Annotated in this window: 14 protein-coding genes; 2 read left to right on the top strand and 12 right to left on the bottom strand. The window is 66.5% G+C overall.

The window, feature by feature from the left end; genetic code table 11:
• Positions 1-4: 4 nt before the first annotated feature.
• A complete protein-coding gene (locus tag C8J26_RS07840; RefSeq protein WP_056417816.1) occupies positions 5-823 on the bottom strand; it encodes a type II secretion system protein N in 819 nt (272 codons plus the stop codon).
• 134 nt (positions 824-957) lie between these two features.
• On the opposite strand from C8J26_RS07840, the gene C8J26_RS07835 reads away from it, so the two are divergent.
• Positions 958-1,614 carry a prolyl hydroxylase family protein gene (locus C8J26_RS07835; protein WP_107957416.1) on the top strand — a complete coding sequence of 219 codons (657 nt, stop codon included), beginning with the start codon at positions 958-960 and terminating at the stop codon, positions 1,612-1,614.
• A 69-nt stretch (positions 1,615-1,683) separates the two neighbouring features.
• Here C8J26_RS07835 and C8J26_RS07830 read toward each other — a convergent pair whose 3' ends face one another.
• Complete coding sequence (locus C8J26_RS07830; protein ID WP_107957415.1) at positions 1,684-4,389, bottom strand: TonB-dependent receptor domain-containing protein; 2,706 nt, start codon at positions 4,387-4,389, stop codon at positions 1,684-1,686.
• 85 nt (positions 4,390-4,474) lie between these two features.
• On the bottom strand, positions 4,475-6,073 hold the full coding sequence (locus C8J26_RS07825; protein ID WP_107957414.1) for a hypothetical protein: 1,599 nt from the start codon (positions 6,071-6,073) through the stop codon (positions 4,475-4,477).
• A gap of 296 nt (positions 6,074-6,369) precedes the next feature.
• On the opposite strand from C8J26_RS07825, the gene C8J26_RS07820 reads away from it, so the two are divergent.
• Positions 6,370-6,705: a DUF6481 family protein gene (locus C8J26_RS07820; RefSeq protein WP_055878170.1), complete on the top strand. Its 336-nt coding sequence runs from the start codon at positions 6,370-6,372 to the stop codon at positions 6,703-6,705.
• A gap of 119 nt (positions 6,706-6,824) precedes the next feature.
• Here the strand turns inward: C8J26_RS07820 and mtnP are convergent, their stop codons facing one another.
• The 9 genes from mtnP to C8J26_RS07775 form a co-directional block, all read right to left on the bottom strand.
• The gene (mtnP, locus tag C8J26_RS07815) at positions 6,825-7,697 is read right to left on the bottom strand and encodes an S-methyl-5'-thioadenosine phosphorylase (protein WP_107957413.1); all 873 of its coding nucleotides are present in this window, start codon (positions 7,695-7,697) and stop codon (positions 6,825-6,827) included.
• Positions 7,694-9,085 carry an amino acid permease gene (locus C8J26_RS07810; RefSeq protein WP_107957412.1) on the bottom strand — a complete coding sequence of 464 codons (1,392 nt, stop codon included), beginning with the start codon at positions 9,083-9,085 and terminating at the stop codon, positions 7,694-7,696. Before C8J26_RS07810 ends, mtnP begins: the two co-directional genes overlap by 4 nt.
• 170 nt (positions 9,086-9,255) lie before the next feature.
• Positions 9,256-9,609, bottom strand: a complete 354-nt coding sequence (locus tag C8J26_RS07805; RefSeq protein WP_107957411.1) for a HesB/IscA family protein — start codon at positions 9,607-9,609, stop codon at positions 9,256-9,258.
• A gap of 117 nt (positions 9,610-9,726) precedes the next feature.
• Positions 9,727-10,188: an SUF system Fe-S cluster assembly protein gene (locus tag C8J26_RS07800; protein ID WP_107957410.1), complete on the bottom strand. Its 462-nt coding sequence runs from the start codon at positions 10,186-10,188 to the stop codon at positions 9,727-9,729.
• Positions 10,185-11,432: a cysteine desulfurase gene (locus C8J26_RS07795; RefSeq protein ID WP_107957409.1), complete on the bottom strand. Its 1,248-nt coding sequence runs from the start codon at positions 11,430-11,432 to the stop codon at positions 10,185-10,187. The genes C8J26_RS07800 and C8J26_RS07795 overlap by 4 nt, the downstream gene beginning before the upstream one ends.
• The gene (locus C8J26_RS07790; RefSeq protein ID WP_107957408.1) at positions 11,429-12,547 is read right to left on the bottom strand and encodes a SufD family Fe-S cluster assembly protein; all 1,119 of its coding nucleotides are present in this window, start codon (positions 12,545-12,547) and stop codon (positions 11,429-11,431) included. Before C8J26_RS07790 ends, C8J26_RS07795 begins: the two co-directional genes overlap by 4 nt.
• Positions 12,548-12,549: 2 nt before the next feature.
• A complete protein-coding gene (sufC, locus tag C8J26_RS07785; protein WP_107957407.1) occupies positions 12,550-13,293 on the bottom strand; it encodes a Fe-S cluster assembly ATPase SufC in 744 nt (247 codons plus the stop codon).
• A gap of 95 nt (positions 13,294-13,388) precedes the next feature.
• Positions 13,389-14,879, bottom strand: coding sequence for a Fe-S cluster assembly protein SufB (gene sufB / locus C8J26_RS07780; protein ID WP_056020496.1), 1,491 nt, complete (start codon positions 14,877-14,879; stop codon positions 13,389-13,391).
• Between the two features lie 124 nt (positions 14,880-15,003).
• The gene (locus C8J26_RS07775) at positions 15,004-15,432 is read right to left on the bottom strand and encodes an SUF system Fe-S cluster assembly regulator (RefSeq protein ID WP_055878185.1); all 429 of its coding nucleotides are present in this window, start codon (positions 15,430-15,432) and stop codon (positions 15,004-15,006) included.
• Positions 15,433-15,587 lie beyond the last annotated feature (155 nt).

Below are 15,587 nucleotides of genomic sequence, written 5' to 3'. Positions count from 1 at the left end.
GTTTTCATTTGGGGGGCGCGATCGTGATGGCGAGCGGCAGGGTATCCTCGCCGCGTTCTACGGTGATGGGGACGTTGCCGCCGCCCGCGAAATCCTTGGCGATCCGGTCGAGATCGCCGGGGCCCGAGACGGGACGGCCGCCGATCGAGGTCACGACGTCGCCGTCCTTGAGCCCCGCCGCGCGGAAGGCAGCGCCCGACCCTTGCGCGCGGACGGTGAGCCCGCTGATCCGGCCGCCATCGATCCGCGGGATGAAGCCGATCTCGGTGCGCAGTTGCGAGACCGGGATGCCGATCGCAGGCGAAGCTGCCCCTGCGGGTGCTGCACCGGGGACGACCGGCGTGACGGCGCCGGACTGGTCGAGGAACAGATCCTCATCCGCGCCGCCGCGATCGATCGTGACGTGATCGAACGCGACCGCCTTGAGGCGCACGCCGGGCTGAATCTCGTCGCCGATCGCCACGCTTTGCTGAACGCCGTCGGGGCCGGCGATGATCGCGGAACTGCGGCCCATCGCCTCGTCCATGCGCGTGCCGAACAGCGTGAGTTGCAGCGATGTGACGGTGGCGGGCTGGCCCGCGGCACCCCCGAGACGGAAGAACGGATCGAACCCGCGCAGGATGTCGGCGGGCGCACCGACGACCATCGGCGTGGCCGGGCGCCAGTCGCCGAGCGGCGTGATCGGCGTGACGATCGTCCAGGCCAGCCGCGCGCACTGCACCGCAAGCCCGGCCAGCAGCGCGAGTTCGACGACACTATAGACATTCACAACCGGCATACGCCGCAAGATACGGCGCGCCCGCGCGTCCAGCTTCAATCGCATGCGCGATCCACCCCAATTCCCCGCATCTCGTCGCGTAGGCATGCCATGTTACAATTCCGCGTCAATGCCTTGCGCGTCGTCGGCGCCGATTCCGCGGGGTGGCGCAATGCCGTTCGGCTTGGCAGAAGACGCGGATGTCCGAGCATCTTCCCACCAGCGGCTCCGGCCTGCCTCCCGAACCGATCATCGCGCGCCTGTCGGTGCCGGGGGTGCAACGCGTGCCGAGCGCGAAGCTCGATCTGTTCGTGCGCCGCGATTTCCTGCCGGCGGATCTGTGCGCGGCGTTGATCGAGCGGATCGATGCGGTGCGACGGCCGTCGACGATCTCCGATTCGAACGGCGATGCGAGCTATCGGACGAGCGAGACGGGCGACCTGTCCGCGAGCGACCTGGTGGTCATCGAGGTCGAACGCCGGATCCTCGCGCTGACCGGGCTCGACCCGGCGCATGGCGAGCCGTTGCAGGGGCAGCGCTACGCGGTCGGGCAGGAGTTCAAGGGACACACCGATTATTTCGAGCCGAACGGCGTCGACTATCAGCGTTATTGCGGGGTTGCGGGCAACCGGACGTGGACCGTCATGGTCTATCTCAACCAGCCCGAGGCGGGCGGCGCGACCCGCTTCAAGGCGATCGACAAGATCGTCCAGCCGGAGACGGGCAAGCTGCTGGCCTGGAACAACCGACGTGCGGACGGATCGCTCAACGCGGCCACGCTGCATCACGGAATGAAGGTACGCGCGGGGGTCAAATACGTCATCACGAAATGGTTTCGGGAGAAGGAATGGCGGTGACGCCCGGCGGCGCTCACCGAATTACACCACCCCGGCAAACCCGGGGTGGTGTAACAGTACAAGCTCGCCTTAGAACTGGACGCTTGCGCCCAGCGTGAAGACGCGGCCCAGCTTGTAGCGGTTGATGTCGACCTGGGCCCCGTTGTCGAACGACTGATATTCGCGGTAGCCGGTACCGGTCAGGTTGCGGCCCTCGAATTTAACCTCGATCTGCTTGCCGTCGAACTCGATCCCCTGGCGGGCGACGACGTCGAAGCGGATGCCGGGCTTCTCGATCAGGTCGGGCAGGCGCAGGCCGCTGCCGCCGCCGACCGGACCGCGGTTGGTCACGCGGTTGCTGGCATAGTTGAACAACAGCGTCAGCTGCGACAGGCTCGACTTGTCCTCGATCCCGAGCTGCAGATTGACGAGGTGATCCGACTGGCCGACCAGCGGCGCGCCGTCCTGGAACAGCACGTTGGCGGGCAGCGTCTGGACCTGCGCCCCCGACTGGATCGGGCTGGCGATCAGCGTGTCGTCGGCTTTGATCGCCGAGTGCGTGTAGGTGTAGTTCGCGATCAGCACGAGCCGGCGCGTCGCCAGCCAGTCGCCGCCGAGCCCGTCGAGATTGACGTATTTCTGGAACTCGGTCTCGCCGCCATACAACTTGGCTTCGGGCGCGTTGGCGAAACCGGTCTGCAGGCGATCGCCGCCGGGGAAGAACGCGACCGCCTCGATCGGGTTCTCGATCCGCTTGTAGAAGCCGGCCAGGCTGAACTTCTGGTCGCGCGCGAAATACCATTCGTAGCGCGCTTCGGCGTTATACAGCTGCGAATCCTGCAGGAACGCGTTGCCGATGAACAGGCGATCGGAGTCGAAATCCTGGTACAGCTGCGGCGCGAGTTCGCGGAACTGCGGGCGGGCCAGCGTCTTCGAGAAGTGCACCCGAGCCTGCATGTCGTCCGCGAAATTATAGGTGACCGTCACCGCGGGCAGGAAATAATCATTGTTCAGACGCGTGCTGCCGCGGTTCGCCGATGCGGTCACGCTCTCCTTCGCGGTTTCGTACCGCACGCCGACGGTCGCGCGCAGCCCGTCGAGGATCTCGCCCTCGAGCTGGCCGTAGACGCCGTGGACCTTGAGCGCCGCATCATAGGTCGCCGCACCCTGGTCCGACGAGGTGTTGCGCAGATAGATGCCGTTGGTCTGCACGGTGTAATCGGACAGCAGGTAATCGGGACGCAGCTGCGACACCGCCAGCGACAACCCGGCATTGTTCGCGCCGGCATATTGGAAGGTGTAGCGGCTCGAGTCGCGGGTCGTGTCGTTATACGCATAGCCCGCGGACAGCGCGAACGGCCGGTCGAACGGCACGTTCCAAGTGAGGCTCGCCTGCCCCGACCAGAGCTGTTCGCTCAGTTCGCTGAACGCCACCGACGCGCTCTGGAGCCCTGCGAGGCTGTTGACATAGTCCTTCACGGTCGGGCTGTATTCGTAGGTGAACTGGCGCTCGTACGGCGAGTTGCGCTCGGTCTTGGCATAGCTGCCGCGCGTGTCGAACGCGAAGTTGCCGAACTTGAACTCGCCCGTCAGCTGCGTGTCGATCAACTGGCGTTCGAACCAGCTGGTGTTCTGCGTGATGAACGCGGGTACGTCGTAAGGCGACGGGATGCCGATGTTTGCGGTGTTGCCCTCGCTCAGCCGGCCCTGCTTGACGGTGTCGTGGATATACAGGTTGGTCCAGCGGATCTTGTTCTCGCCGAACTCCGCGCCGAAGCCGAGCAGGCCGTTCACGACCGCGCGGTTGTCCGTGAGGACGGTGCGGAAATCGTTCGTGAGGCCGCCGTCAATGTCGTCGGTCTGCTGCTGGCGGTTGTCGCGCGTCCGCCACGTGTTGCTGATCCCGCCGGCCGCGATCACGCCGAGCCGGGTGCTGCCGATATCGGTCGACGTGCCGAAGCTCGCCTCGCCCGACCAGTTGGCGGGCAGCTGGTTGTTGCGCTGGAGCAAGGTGGTCTTCGCGTTCGACATCGTCGTCAGATCGGCCGAGCTCGGCGACGTGCCGGCCTTGCCTGCCTGCTTGATGAAGCCGGGCACCTTGCGCTCGCCACTGTCGAAGCCTGCCCAGTCGTTCTTGCCGCCATCATAGACATAGCCGAGTTCGCTGGTCGTGACGGTGTCCGCGCCGAGCGAACCGCCGATCTGGAAAAAGGACTTTTCGGGCACGGCCTTGGTCGTCAGGTTGATGACGCCGCCGCCGAATTCGCCGGGATAGTTCACCGAATAGCTCTTCTGGACCAGCGCGGAGGCGATGACGTTGGTCGGGAAGATGTCGAGCGGCACGACGCGACGCAGCGGCTCGGGCGAGGGCAGCGGCGATCCGTTGAGCAGCGACGACGAATAGCGATCGCCGAGACCGCGGACATAGACGAAGCCGTTGCCGACCACCGACAGACCGGTGACCCGCTGGAGCGCGCCGGCGATGTCGCCCTCGCCGGTGCGCGCGATGTCGGCGCTCGACAGGACGTTGACGACTTCTGCGGTGGCACGGACCGCGTTGGGCACGTTGCGGCCGAGCACGACGATGTCCTCGCCCCCTGCGTTGCCGCCGGGCGTCGAGACGTCGACCTGCTCCTGCTGCTGCTCCTGCGCGGCCTGCGGATCGGCACGCTGTTCGAGCGGCGTGCCGGCTTGCGGCGACACCACGCTGCCGGCCGGGGCAGACTGCGCGAAGGCCTGCGCCGGGACGAGTGTCGTCGTCCCAAGCAGGACGGAGACGAGAACGGATGACTTCATGGATGCCCCGGCAACAAGAGGAATTCTGGTAAGGAAGACTGCGCGGAGGGCCCCCGCCCCCCGCGCAGTGTCCGACGTGCTGAAATCAGCTGGTCGGGAGCGCCGTGCAGGCGCTGCTGGTCGTGCCGAAGCTCGCGCGGTTCGAATTGCACGTCCAACCGCGATACCAGGTGTCGGTGCTGCCGTTGACCGCGCCGACATAGCTGGTGTTCACCAGGAACGCGGTGCCCGACGGGTTGAGCGTCGAGGCATTGAACGCGGTCGTCGTCGAGGCCACGCCGGCGGGCAGGAACGTGCCGGTCAAGACCGATCCGGCAGCCGCCGCCTCGGTGTTGTTGCTGCCGGCGCGGAACAGCGCCTGCTGCTCGGCGGTCGTCACCGTGATGCCGTTGACCGCGGTCTCGGCATAGGGCGTGGTGCAGCTGAACACGACCGAGTTGAACACCGGCGGGCCGTTATCCTCGAGCGCGGCATTGGCAGGACGGATCGTGGTCTTGCCGCCGGCATCGGCACCGGCGATCACGTTGAGGCACGCGCCGCCCGGATTGCTGACGATGCCGTTGACGAACACCGCATCGGCACCACCGCGCAGGCGGATCGCCGCGTTGGTCGCGGTCGAGGTCTGGACGAAGGTGAAGTTCGCCAGATTGTAGCGCTGACGCGGCAGCGCATCCTCGTTGTTGTTCGAATCGATCTCGGTCGAATAATTGTCGCCGGTCGTGTTGGTCGGTTTCTGGATCGCGAGCACGAACTGGACGAAGCCCTGCCAGCCGACATCGGTATCCAGCCCGTCATCATCCGCGCCGGTGATCGCGAGATAGCGCAGGTTGCTGCGGCCGCCGAAGATCTCGATGCCGTCGTCCGAGCTGTTGTGGATCTGGATATGGTCGAGCACGGTCGCCGATCCGGTGCCGCCCAGCGTCAGGCCCTGCAGCTCGTTGTTCGGGCTGATGACGGTACCCGAATAGCGGATCTGGACGTAGCGGACGGTGCCGCTGCTGTCGGTCGGCACGGCGCCGCCGTACAGTGCGGTGCTGGTGCCCTCGACGACGTTCTCGCAGGCGGCCGAACCGCCGGCGACGGTCGTGTTGCAGTTCGAGATCGGCGCGCGACCGGCCAGGATGATGCCGCCCCACAGGCCCTGCGATTCATCGTTCACGCCGCCGGTCAGGTTGGCCTGCGCGGTGAAGATGATCGGCTGGGTCTCGGTGCCTTCCGCGATCAGCTTCGACCCGCGGTTGACGACCATGAAGTCGTTGTCCGAATTCGTCGTGTTCGCATAGATCAGCGAGCCCGCGGCGATCGTCAGCGTCGTCGGGATACCGCCGAGCGCGCTGCCCGCGCCGCCGACATCGACACCAACATCGACCCGGCCGTTGATCTCATAGGCGACGCCTGCGACCTTCGGCAGGCTGAGCGCCGAGGTGATCGCCGAGGGCAGGCGGCACGAGCGGTAGTTGCCGATGATGCCGACATCGGTGGTGCCGGTCGGGCACGACGTGGCGGGCGTGCCAGCGGTCGGCGTGGGCGTCGGCGACGGAGTCGGGCTCGGCGTCGGCGTAGCGGGAACGACGATCACGCCTTCACCCGGCGAGCCGACGCTGTCCGCGCCGTCGCATGCCGACAGCGCGACGCAGGCGGTGCTGGCCAGCAGGATAAAGCTCATGCGCTTGACGATGGTCATTCAAGAGACTCCCGGTCGGATCGTTATCTGATGGATCGACTCAGGCTCCCCCCTGCCGACCTCGATTAGGCGACTATGCGGGATGCGTGACGCTACGATGCGATTTCGATGACGCTTGCGTGACTGGGATGTGACGTATCGGTGACACCCGCCTTTCCCTACGGGTTGAAATCGGCGTGCGCGAACACATCTCTTCCGATCCGGCGCGCGATGATTTACAGGCGCTGCCAGAATGACCGGCGACGCATCCCTGCGACCGCGCGGCCAAACCATCATTACGGGATTATTCGACGACAATGGCCTCTTTCAAGGACCCCAGTTTCCAGGACCGCACGAGCAGCGCAGCCGCCGCCAAGCAGAAGGCGCTCGAAGCGCTGCGCGCCAAGCCGCCGATCGACGAAGCCGTCGTCGCCGAGCGTCTCGCCGCGCGCGAAGCCAAGGAACTGGCCGAGCGCGAGAAGCGCGCCGCCAAGCGGGCTGCCGAGGACGCGGCCAAGGCCGCCAAAAAGGCCGAGGCCGAAGCCGCTGCTGCGAAGAAGCGCGAAGCCGAAGCCAAGGTCGAGCTGACCGACGCCGAGAAGAAGGCGATTCGCGACGCGAAATACGCGGCGCGCAAGAACAAGAAGAAGTGACGCGCGGGTGGGCCTGCTGAGGCGGGCCTACCGTTCCACGTCGGTTCGAGATCGCATTGCGCGATTGCCGGTGCCAGCTTCGGTGCACGCACCCCGGCCCCGGACCGGATATATTCCTTCTACAGTTTCGAAAGCGCCCGACCGGCGACGGCATCGAGCTTGGCGACCAGCTCGGGATCGCGCGCGCCGCGCGCGGTTATGATTGCGCTGTCCAGGCAGGTGTCAATCGGCGAGCCAGCGCGTGTCTCTGGCAACCCACGCAACAACGCCATGACCATCGCACGTGCCTTGGCCGCATTAGCGTCCAGCTGCACGAGGACCTGCGCGACGTCGACTCCGTCCTCGCCTTCGCGCCAGCAATCATAATCCGTGACCATGCCGACCAGCGCGTAGGGAAGCTCCGCCTCGCGCGCGAGTTTCGCCTCGGGCATCGCGGTCATGCCGATCACGTCGCAGCCCCATTGGCGGTAGAGCAGGCTCTCCGCGCGCGTCGAGAATTGCGGGCCCTCCATCGCCAGATAGGTGCCGCGGTCGTCGACCTGCGCGCCGGCCTCGCGCGCGGCGTCGGCGGCGTAACGCGACAGGCGCGGACAGACCGGATCCGCCATCGAGACGTGCGCAACCAGACCGGTGCCGAAGAAGCTCGACGGGCGCCCCTTGGTGCGGTCAATGAACTGGTCGACGATCGTGAAGCTGCCGGGCGGGCGTTGCTCGACCAGCGAGCCGACCGACGACACCGCCAGCACGTCGGTGACGCCGAGCCGCTTGAGCGCATCGATGTTCGCGCGGGCGTTGAGGTCGGAGGGCGCGATCCTGTGCCCGCGTCCATGCCGCGGCAGGAATGCCACGCCGACATGCCCGACGCGGCCTGTGTAGATCGCGTCCGATGGCGCGCCCCAGGGGGTCTCGACTGTCTGCCAGCGCCCGTCCTCGATCCCGTCGACCGCGTACAGCCCCGAGCCACCGATGATCCCGATCGTCCAGCCGGTCATTCGGCGAGCGCCCGTGGCCGCGCGTAGACGAAGTAGATCACCAGCCCGAGCAGGTTCCACAGGCCGAAATACAGCTGCGTCTTCGAGGGCAGACTGAAGAACAGGTACAAGCAGCCGAGGATGCCGATCGTCCCGACCAGCGTCGCGGCCGGCGCACGGAAGGTGCGGATCGCATCGGGCGCACGGCGGCGCATCACCAGCATGCAGGCGCATACCGCGACGAACGCGGCGAGCGTCCCGGCGTTGGCCAGCGCGGCGATCTCGGCGAGCGGCAGGAGCCCTGCGATCACCGCGACAATTGCCGCGGTGATCCAGGTAATCCGCACCGGCGCGCCGCGCTTCGACACCTTGGCGAGGCCAAGTGGCAGCAAGCCGTCGCGCGCCATCGTGAAGAAGATCCGGCTCTGCCCGAACAGGAACGCGAGCAGCACGGTCGGCAACGCGACGACCGCGGAGGCGCCAAGGAACGTCGCGAACCCCGGCCGCCCAATCTCGCGCAGGATCAACGCGAGCGGCTCGGCCGAGCCGGCGAACCGGGTGTAGGACAGCGCGCCAACGGCGGCGACCGCGACGAGGATGTAGATCGCGATGCACGCCACCATCGATCCCAGGATGCCGATCGCGAGGTCGCGGCCGGGGTTCTTGGTCTCCTCCGCCGCGGTCGAGATCGCGTCGAAGCCGTAGAAGGCGAAGAAGATGATCGCCGCCGCCGCCATGACGCCGCGCTCGGCACCGTCGGGCTGGACCGCCTTGGGGAAGCCGTAGGGCATGAACGGGTGGAGGTTGGCGCTGTTGAAATAGTGCAACGCGATGAACACGAAGACGGTCAGCGCGATCATCTTCACGCCCACCAGCACCGCGTTCAGCGTCGCGCTCTCGCGCGTGCCGAACGACAGCACGCCCGCGACGACCGCGATGATGACAATCGCGGGGACGTTGAGGATGCCACCGAGTTCGGGGCTGAGCGTCAGCGCCTCGGGAAACCCGAACGCGCCGCGCAGCAACGGCGCGGCATAGCCCGACCAGCCGACCGCGACGGTTGACACGACGAGCGAATATTCGAGGATCAGCGACCAGCCAATGACCCAGGCGATCAGCTCGCCGAGCACGACATAGCTGTAGGTATACGCGCTGCCCGACGCGGGGATCATCGTCGCCATCTCGGCATAGGCGAGCGCGGCGCAGGCACAGATCCCGCCGGCGATGACGAACGACAGGATGACCGCGGGGCCGGCGAGCCCTGCCCCCACGCCGATCAGCGTGAGGATGCCGGTGCCGACGATCCCGCCGACGCCCATCGCGACCAGATGCGGCCACGACAGCGTCCGCGCGAGCTGATGCTCGGGCGGCTGCTCGGTGACGATTTTTCGGCGAAACAGACTGGCCAAATTATATCCCCTCTTTTCGCGGGGGGAGTGGCACAGGACGGGATGGGCAAGCAAGGCGGGCGGTCGTTCGGCGTTGCCCCGTCTCGACCCGATCCTTGTTCTCCCGCGCAGGCGGGAGCCCAGTTTGAGTCCCCGCCTTCGCGGGGACACATATTAGTTCACATTGGGATTCAGACGGTAAAGCTCTCGCCGCACCCGCAGGCGCCCTTGGCGTTGGGGTTCTGGAACACGAAGCCTGCGGTGAAATCGTCCTCGACCCAGTCCATCGTCGAGCCGATCAGATACAGGATCGACCCGCCATCGACGAACAGCGTGCCGCCGGGCGTGTCGATCCGCTCGTCGAACGGCTTGGCCTCGGTGACGTAATCGACCGAATAGGCGAGGCCCGAACAGCCACGCTTGGGCGTCGACAGCTTCACCCCGATCGCATCCGCGGGCGCCCGCGCCATCAGGTCCGCGATCCGCGCATGCGCCGTCCCGGTCAGGTTCAGCGCCGCCGGCCGTACTCGTAATGTCGTCGCCATGATCGTCGTCCTTCCTTCTGCTCCCCTCCCGCTTGCGGGAGGGGTCGGGGAGGGCTTGAACGGCAACGCTCCGCTCTCCCCTCCCCTAGCCCCTCCCGCAGGCGGGAGGGGAATGGCTTACAGCATGCCCAATTCGAGCTTCGCCTCGTCAGACATTTTCTGCGGATCCCATGCAGGATCCCAGACCAGGTTCACCTCGGCGACGCCGACGCCGGGCACCGCACCGACGCGCATCTCGACTTCCATCGGCATCGACTCCGCCACCGGGCAATTGGGCGTGGTCAGCGTCATCGTGACGACCGCATGCCCGTCCTCGGTCACCTCGACGCCGTAGATCAGCCCCAGGTCGTAGATGTTCACCGGGATCTCGGGATCATAGATATCCTTCAGCGCATCGATGATCGCATCATAGACCGCGCCACCCGGCTCGCCCGCCAGATCGACCTGCGGCTTCTGCGCCAGGAACCCGGCGAGATAGTCGCGCTTGCGCTCCGCATCGCCGTCGGTGTCCAGCACGACACGCGCCTTGGGCGGCGACTGCACCGCCTCGACTTCCTCGATCTCGAACCGATCGCTCATCCAAATATCCTCGTTACTCGCGCGATACCGCGCACCAGCGCATCGACGTCGGCCGGCCCGTTATAGACCCCGAAGCTCGCGCGTGCCGTCGCCTCGACGCCGAGCGCCTCCATCAGCGGCTGTGCGCAGTGATGGCCGGCCCGGATCGCGACGCGCTCTTCGTCCAATATGGTGCCGATGTCGTGCGGATGAACCCCCTCGATCGTGAAGGAGACGATCCCCGCCGAGTCCGCCGGGCCATACAGCCGCACCGAATTGATCCCCGACAGCGCCTCGCGCGCCGCGGTCACCAGCGCGGTCTCGTGCGCATGGATCGCGCCCAAGCCGATACTCTCGACATAGTCGATCGCGGCATGCAGCCCGAGCGCGCCGACGATATGCGGCGTCCCCGCCTCGAACCGGCCGGGCGCCGGCGCGTAGGTCGTCTTCGCGAACGACACCCTGTCGATCATCGACCCGCCACCCTGATAGGGGGGCATCGCGTCGAGCAACTCGGGTTTCGCCCACAGCACGCCGATCCCGGTCGGGCCGTACAGCTTGTGCCCGGAGAAGACGTAGAAATCGCAGCCGATCGCCGTCACGTCGACCGTGATGCGCGGGACCGACTGGCACCCGTCGATCAAGATTTTCGCCCCGACCGCATGCGCGATTCCCGTCGCGCGCTTCGCGTCGAGCACCGAGCCGAGCACGTTCGACACATGCCCGAGCGCGACCAGCTTATGCGCGGGCGTGATCATCCGCTCCATCGCGTCGAGATCGATGCAATGGTCCGGCGTCAGCGGGAGCACATCGATCGCGACGCCGCGTGCCTCCGCGATCATCTGCCACGGCACGATGTTCGAATGATGTTCGAGCATCGACAGCAGGATACGGTCGCCCGCCTTCAGCTGCGTCCCCGCCCAGCACGTCGCGACCAGATTGATCGCCTCGGTTGCGCCGCGCACGAACACGATCTCGTCGGGCGAGCCCGCGCCGATGAACCGCGCGACGGCCTTGCGCGCCTGTTCATAGGCGACCGTCATGTCGGCCGAGCGCTGGTACACACCGCGGTGCACGGTGGCATAGGTCTCGCCATACGCGCGCGTGATCGCGTCGACCACGACCTGCGGCTTCTGCGCGGTGGCGGCGGTATCGAGATACGCCCAGCCCTCGGGGATCGCGGGGAAGTCCGACACGCGGTCCGGGGCCTCCCCCCCCGCCTGCGGGAGGGGTCGGGGGAGGGCTTGATCGAGGGCGGTACTCATGATGAAGCCCCTCCCCCGGCCCCTCCCGCAAGCGGAAGGGGAGCAGACAGTGCCGCCTCCAGCCACGCATCCGCGTCCGCGACGAACGCGTCGCGCACCGTCTCGTCCGCGATCTGCGCGAACGCATCACCCACGAAGGCGCGCGTGAGAAGCGCCTGCGCCTTGGCATGCGGAATGCCGCGGCTCTGCATGTAGAACAGCGCGCGCTGGTCGAGCTCGCCGACCGTCGCGCCGTGCGCGCACTTCACGTCGTCCGCGAAGATCTCGAGCTCGGGCTTCAGATTGACCGTCGCGGTGCGCTTGAGCAGCAGCCCGCGCAACGACTGCACGCCGTCGGTCTTCTGCGCATCGCGCGCCACCTCGACACGCGCCGCCAGGCTCGCCGTCGACGTATCCGCGGCGACCGCGCGCCAGATCTGCTTGCTCTGCCCGTTCAGCGCGGCATGCCGTACCGACAGCGCGCATTCCTGCTTCTGTGCATTTCGCGTCAGCAGCGCGCCGCCATATTCGGCAAAGGCATCGTCGCCCGAGACGGTGATCGCGCCGTCGATCCGCGTGCCCGCATCGCCCGCGCCGAGCACCGTCACGATCAGGCTCGCCCCCGCGCCGACTTCCGCCTCGTCGCGCAACGACACGAACCCGCTCGCCTGCAGCAACCGCACCGCGCGTGTCAGCTTCGCGCCCGCGCCCAGCGTGATCCTCGTCGACCGGTTCGACCAGCCGGTGCCGACATAGGTCTCGACGACCGACGCCTGCGCACCGCCCGCCAGCACGATCTCGGCGGGCAGCTGGTTGTCGCCACCGGTCGAGATATGAACGATCTGGATCAGCTCGGCCGACGCATTCGCGTCGACGCGCAGCGACCAGCCATTGCCGGTCGTGCGACGGCCGAGCACATGCTCGCCACCCTCGAGCGGCGCGATCGCGACATGCCGCAGATCGCTGCGCCCCTCGTCGAGCACGCCATCGACGAACACCGCGCGCGCGCCCTCCAGATCGAGGAACCACGCGCCCGCCAGCGCCTCGCCGCGCGGCAATCCCGCCGCCGCGGCAATCGCCGCCGGATCACCCCAGCGCCACGATTCCTCGCGCGTGGAGGGAAGGTCGAGCAGCATCGTCACGCGGCGATCCCCACATAGCCTTCGCTCTCGAGCTGCTGCGCGAGTTCCTTGCCGCCCGACCGGACGATCCGCCCGTCGGCGAGGACGTGGACGAAGTCGGGCTCGACATAATCGAGCAGCCGCTGGTAATGCGTGATCAGCAGCACCGCCTTGTCGGGCGCGCGCATGATGCGGTTGATGCCGTCGCCGACGACGCGCAGCGCGTCGATGTCGAGGCCCGAGTCCGTCTCGTCTAGGATCGCGAACTTCGGGTTGACGATGCCCATCTGCACCATCTCGTTGCGCTTCTTCTCGCCGCCCGAAAAGCCGACATTCACCGGCCGCTTGAGCATGTCATAGTCCATGCCGAGCAGATCCGCCTGCGCGCGCGCGAGCTTCAGGAACTCGCCGCCGGACAAGGCCTTCTCGTCGCGCGTCGCGCGCTGGGCGTTCAAGGCCTCGCGCAGGAACTGGACGTTCGACACGCCGGGGATCTCGACCGGATACTGGAAGCCGAGAAACACGCCCGCCGCGGCGCGCTCATGCGCCTCGAGCTCGAGCAGGTCGACGCCGTCGAACGTCACCGAACCCGACGTGACCTCGTAACCAGGCCGCCCGCCGAGCACATAGCCCAAAGTCGACTTGCCCGCGCCGTTCGGCCCCATGATCGCGTGCACCTCGCCCGCGTTCGCGGTGAGCGAAAGGCCCTTGAGGATTTCCTTGCCGTCGATCTCGGCGTGAAGGTTTTCAATTTTCAGCATCGAATTCTGCCCAATTCCAAATCTCTAAATTCCGAAGCGCGCGATGCGCCGGCCGTGCCCTGTCATTCCCGCATGTGCGGGGATCACGGCGAGGCTCACCCCACTGAGCCTTCCAGCGAAATCCCCAGCAGCTTCTGCGCTTCCACCGCGAACTCCATCGGCAGCTGCTGCAACACCTCGCGCGCGAAGCCGTTGACGATCAGCGCGACCGCAGCCTCCGCATCCAGCCCGCGCGACATCGCGTAGAACAGCTGGTCCTCGGAGATTTTCGACGTCGTCGCCTCGTGCTCAATCTGCGCGGAGGGGTTGCGGACCTCGATATACGGCACGGTATGCGCGCCGCACTGGTCGCCGAGCAGCAGGCTATCGCACTGCGTAAAGTTGCGCACGCCCTCCGCGGTCGGCGCGACGCGCACCAGCCCGCGATAGGTGTTGTCCGAGCGCCCTGCCGAAATGCCCTTCGACACGATCGTCGAGCGCGTGTTCTTGCCGAGATGGATCATCTTCGTGCCGGTATCGGCCTGCTGGCGATTGTTCGTCACCGCCACCGAATAGAATTCGCCGACCGAGCCATCGCCCGCCAGCACGCACGACGGATATTTCCACGTGATCGCGCTGCCGGTCTCGACCTGCGTCCAGCTGACCTTCGAGTTCTTGCCTTGGCACAACGCGCGCTTGGTGACGAAATTGTAAATCCCGCCGACGCCGTTCTCGTCGCCCGGATACCAGTTCTGCACGGTCGAATATTTGATCTCGGCATCGTCGAGCACGACGAGTTCGACGACCGCCGCGTGCAGCTGGTTCTCGTCGCGCATCGGCGCGGTGCAGCCTTCGAGATACGAGACGTAACTGCCCTTGTCCGCGACGATCAGCGTCCGCTCGAACTGGCCGGTATTCTCGGCGTTGATCCGGAAGTAGGTCGACAGCTCCATCGGGCAGCGGACGCCCTCGGGGATGTAGACGAACGTGCCATCGGAGAAGACCGCCGAGTTCAGCGTCGCGAAGTAATTGTCACGCTGCGGCACGACCTTGCCGAGCCATTTGCGCACGAGATCGGGATATTCCTTGATCGCCTCGGAGATCGAGCGGAAGATCACGCCTGCTGCCTCGAGCTCCTTGCGGAACGTCGTCGCGACCGAGACGCTGTCGAACACCGCATCGACCGCGACGCGGCGCTTCGGCGTGCCGTCCTCGTTGAGCGGATCCTCGACCACGCCCGCGAGCATCTTCTGCTCGCCGATCGGGATGCCCAGCTTTTCGTAGACGCGCAGGATCTCGGGATCGACCTCGTCAAGCGAGCCAAGCTTCGGCTTCGCCTTGGGCTCCGCGTAGTAATAGGCGTCCTGGTAATCGATCGGGGGCACGTTGAGCTTCGACCAGTCGGGCGCTTCCATCGTCTGCCACAAGGCGAACGCCTTCAGCCGCCAGTCGAGCATCCACTGCGGCTCGCCCTTCTTGGCGGAAATGAAGCGCACCGTGTCTTCCGACAGGCCCTTGGGCGCGAATTCCTGTTCGATGTCCGAGGAGAAACCCCACTCGTACGTCTTGTTCGCGGCGGCGTATGCCTCTGCGTTCCGGGTAGCCATCATTCCATCTCCGCCGCGGCGCGGCTCTCTAAAAACTCTGCGATCTCTGCGCCTCTGCGCGAACAAGAAATTTTGCGCGCGGAGGCGCAGAGATCGCGGAGAAAGGGGTAAGGCGCTGCGCGCGTCATGCGGGCACCGGCGAATTCGGGACTTGCGAAAGGCTTGCCAGCGTCACGCCAGCGAGCGCACCACGGACAGCGCCGTTCACCGCGTTCCAGTGCGGCTTCACCTTGCACGTCTGGTCGATGCAGCAATCCTGTGCCGCGCCGTCGACGCACGCGGTCAGCGCGATCGGACCCTCTACCGCCTCGATGATGTCGGCGAGCGAGATCGACGCCGGCGGGCGCGACAGGCGGAATCCGCCGCCGGTGCCGCGCGTGCTCTCGATCAGCCCCGCGGCGGACAACCGGCTCACCAACTTCTGCACGGTCGGCAGCGGCACGCCGGTCTCCTCGCTCAGCAACGTCGCGTTCAGCCGCGCGATGCCGCCACAATGACGCGCCGCGGCGCTCATCATCACGACCGCATAGTCGGCTAGGCTGGAAAGACGCATGGTGGCTTGTGAGTCCAATCGGACCGATATGATCCGATTGCGCAAATGGGCTCTGCGGAAGTCATCGTCAACCCGTCGGCGCGTGCTAACGACTCGCAACTGGGGCGGGATTTTCGCGCGCTTTTGACCTGAGCGCGAACCGGTGCGAAGAGCGC

The organism is Sphingomonas aurantiaca, from assembly GCF_003050705.1.
Classification (GTDB): domain Bacteria; phylum Pseudomonadota; class Alphaproteobacteria; order Sphingomonadales; family Sphingomonadaceae; genus Sphingomonas; species Sphingomonas aurantiaca.
The sequence above is the reverse complement of the archived record's forward strand: the minus strand, read 5'-3'. Positions and strand labels throughout refer to the sequence as shown.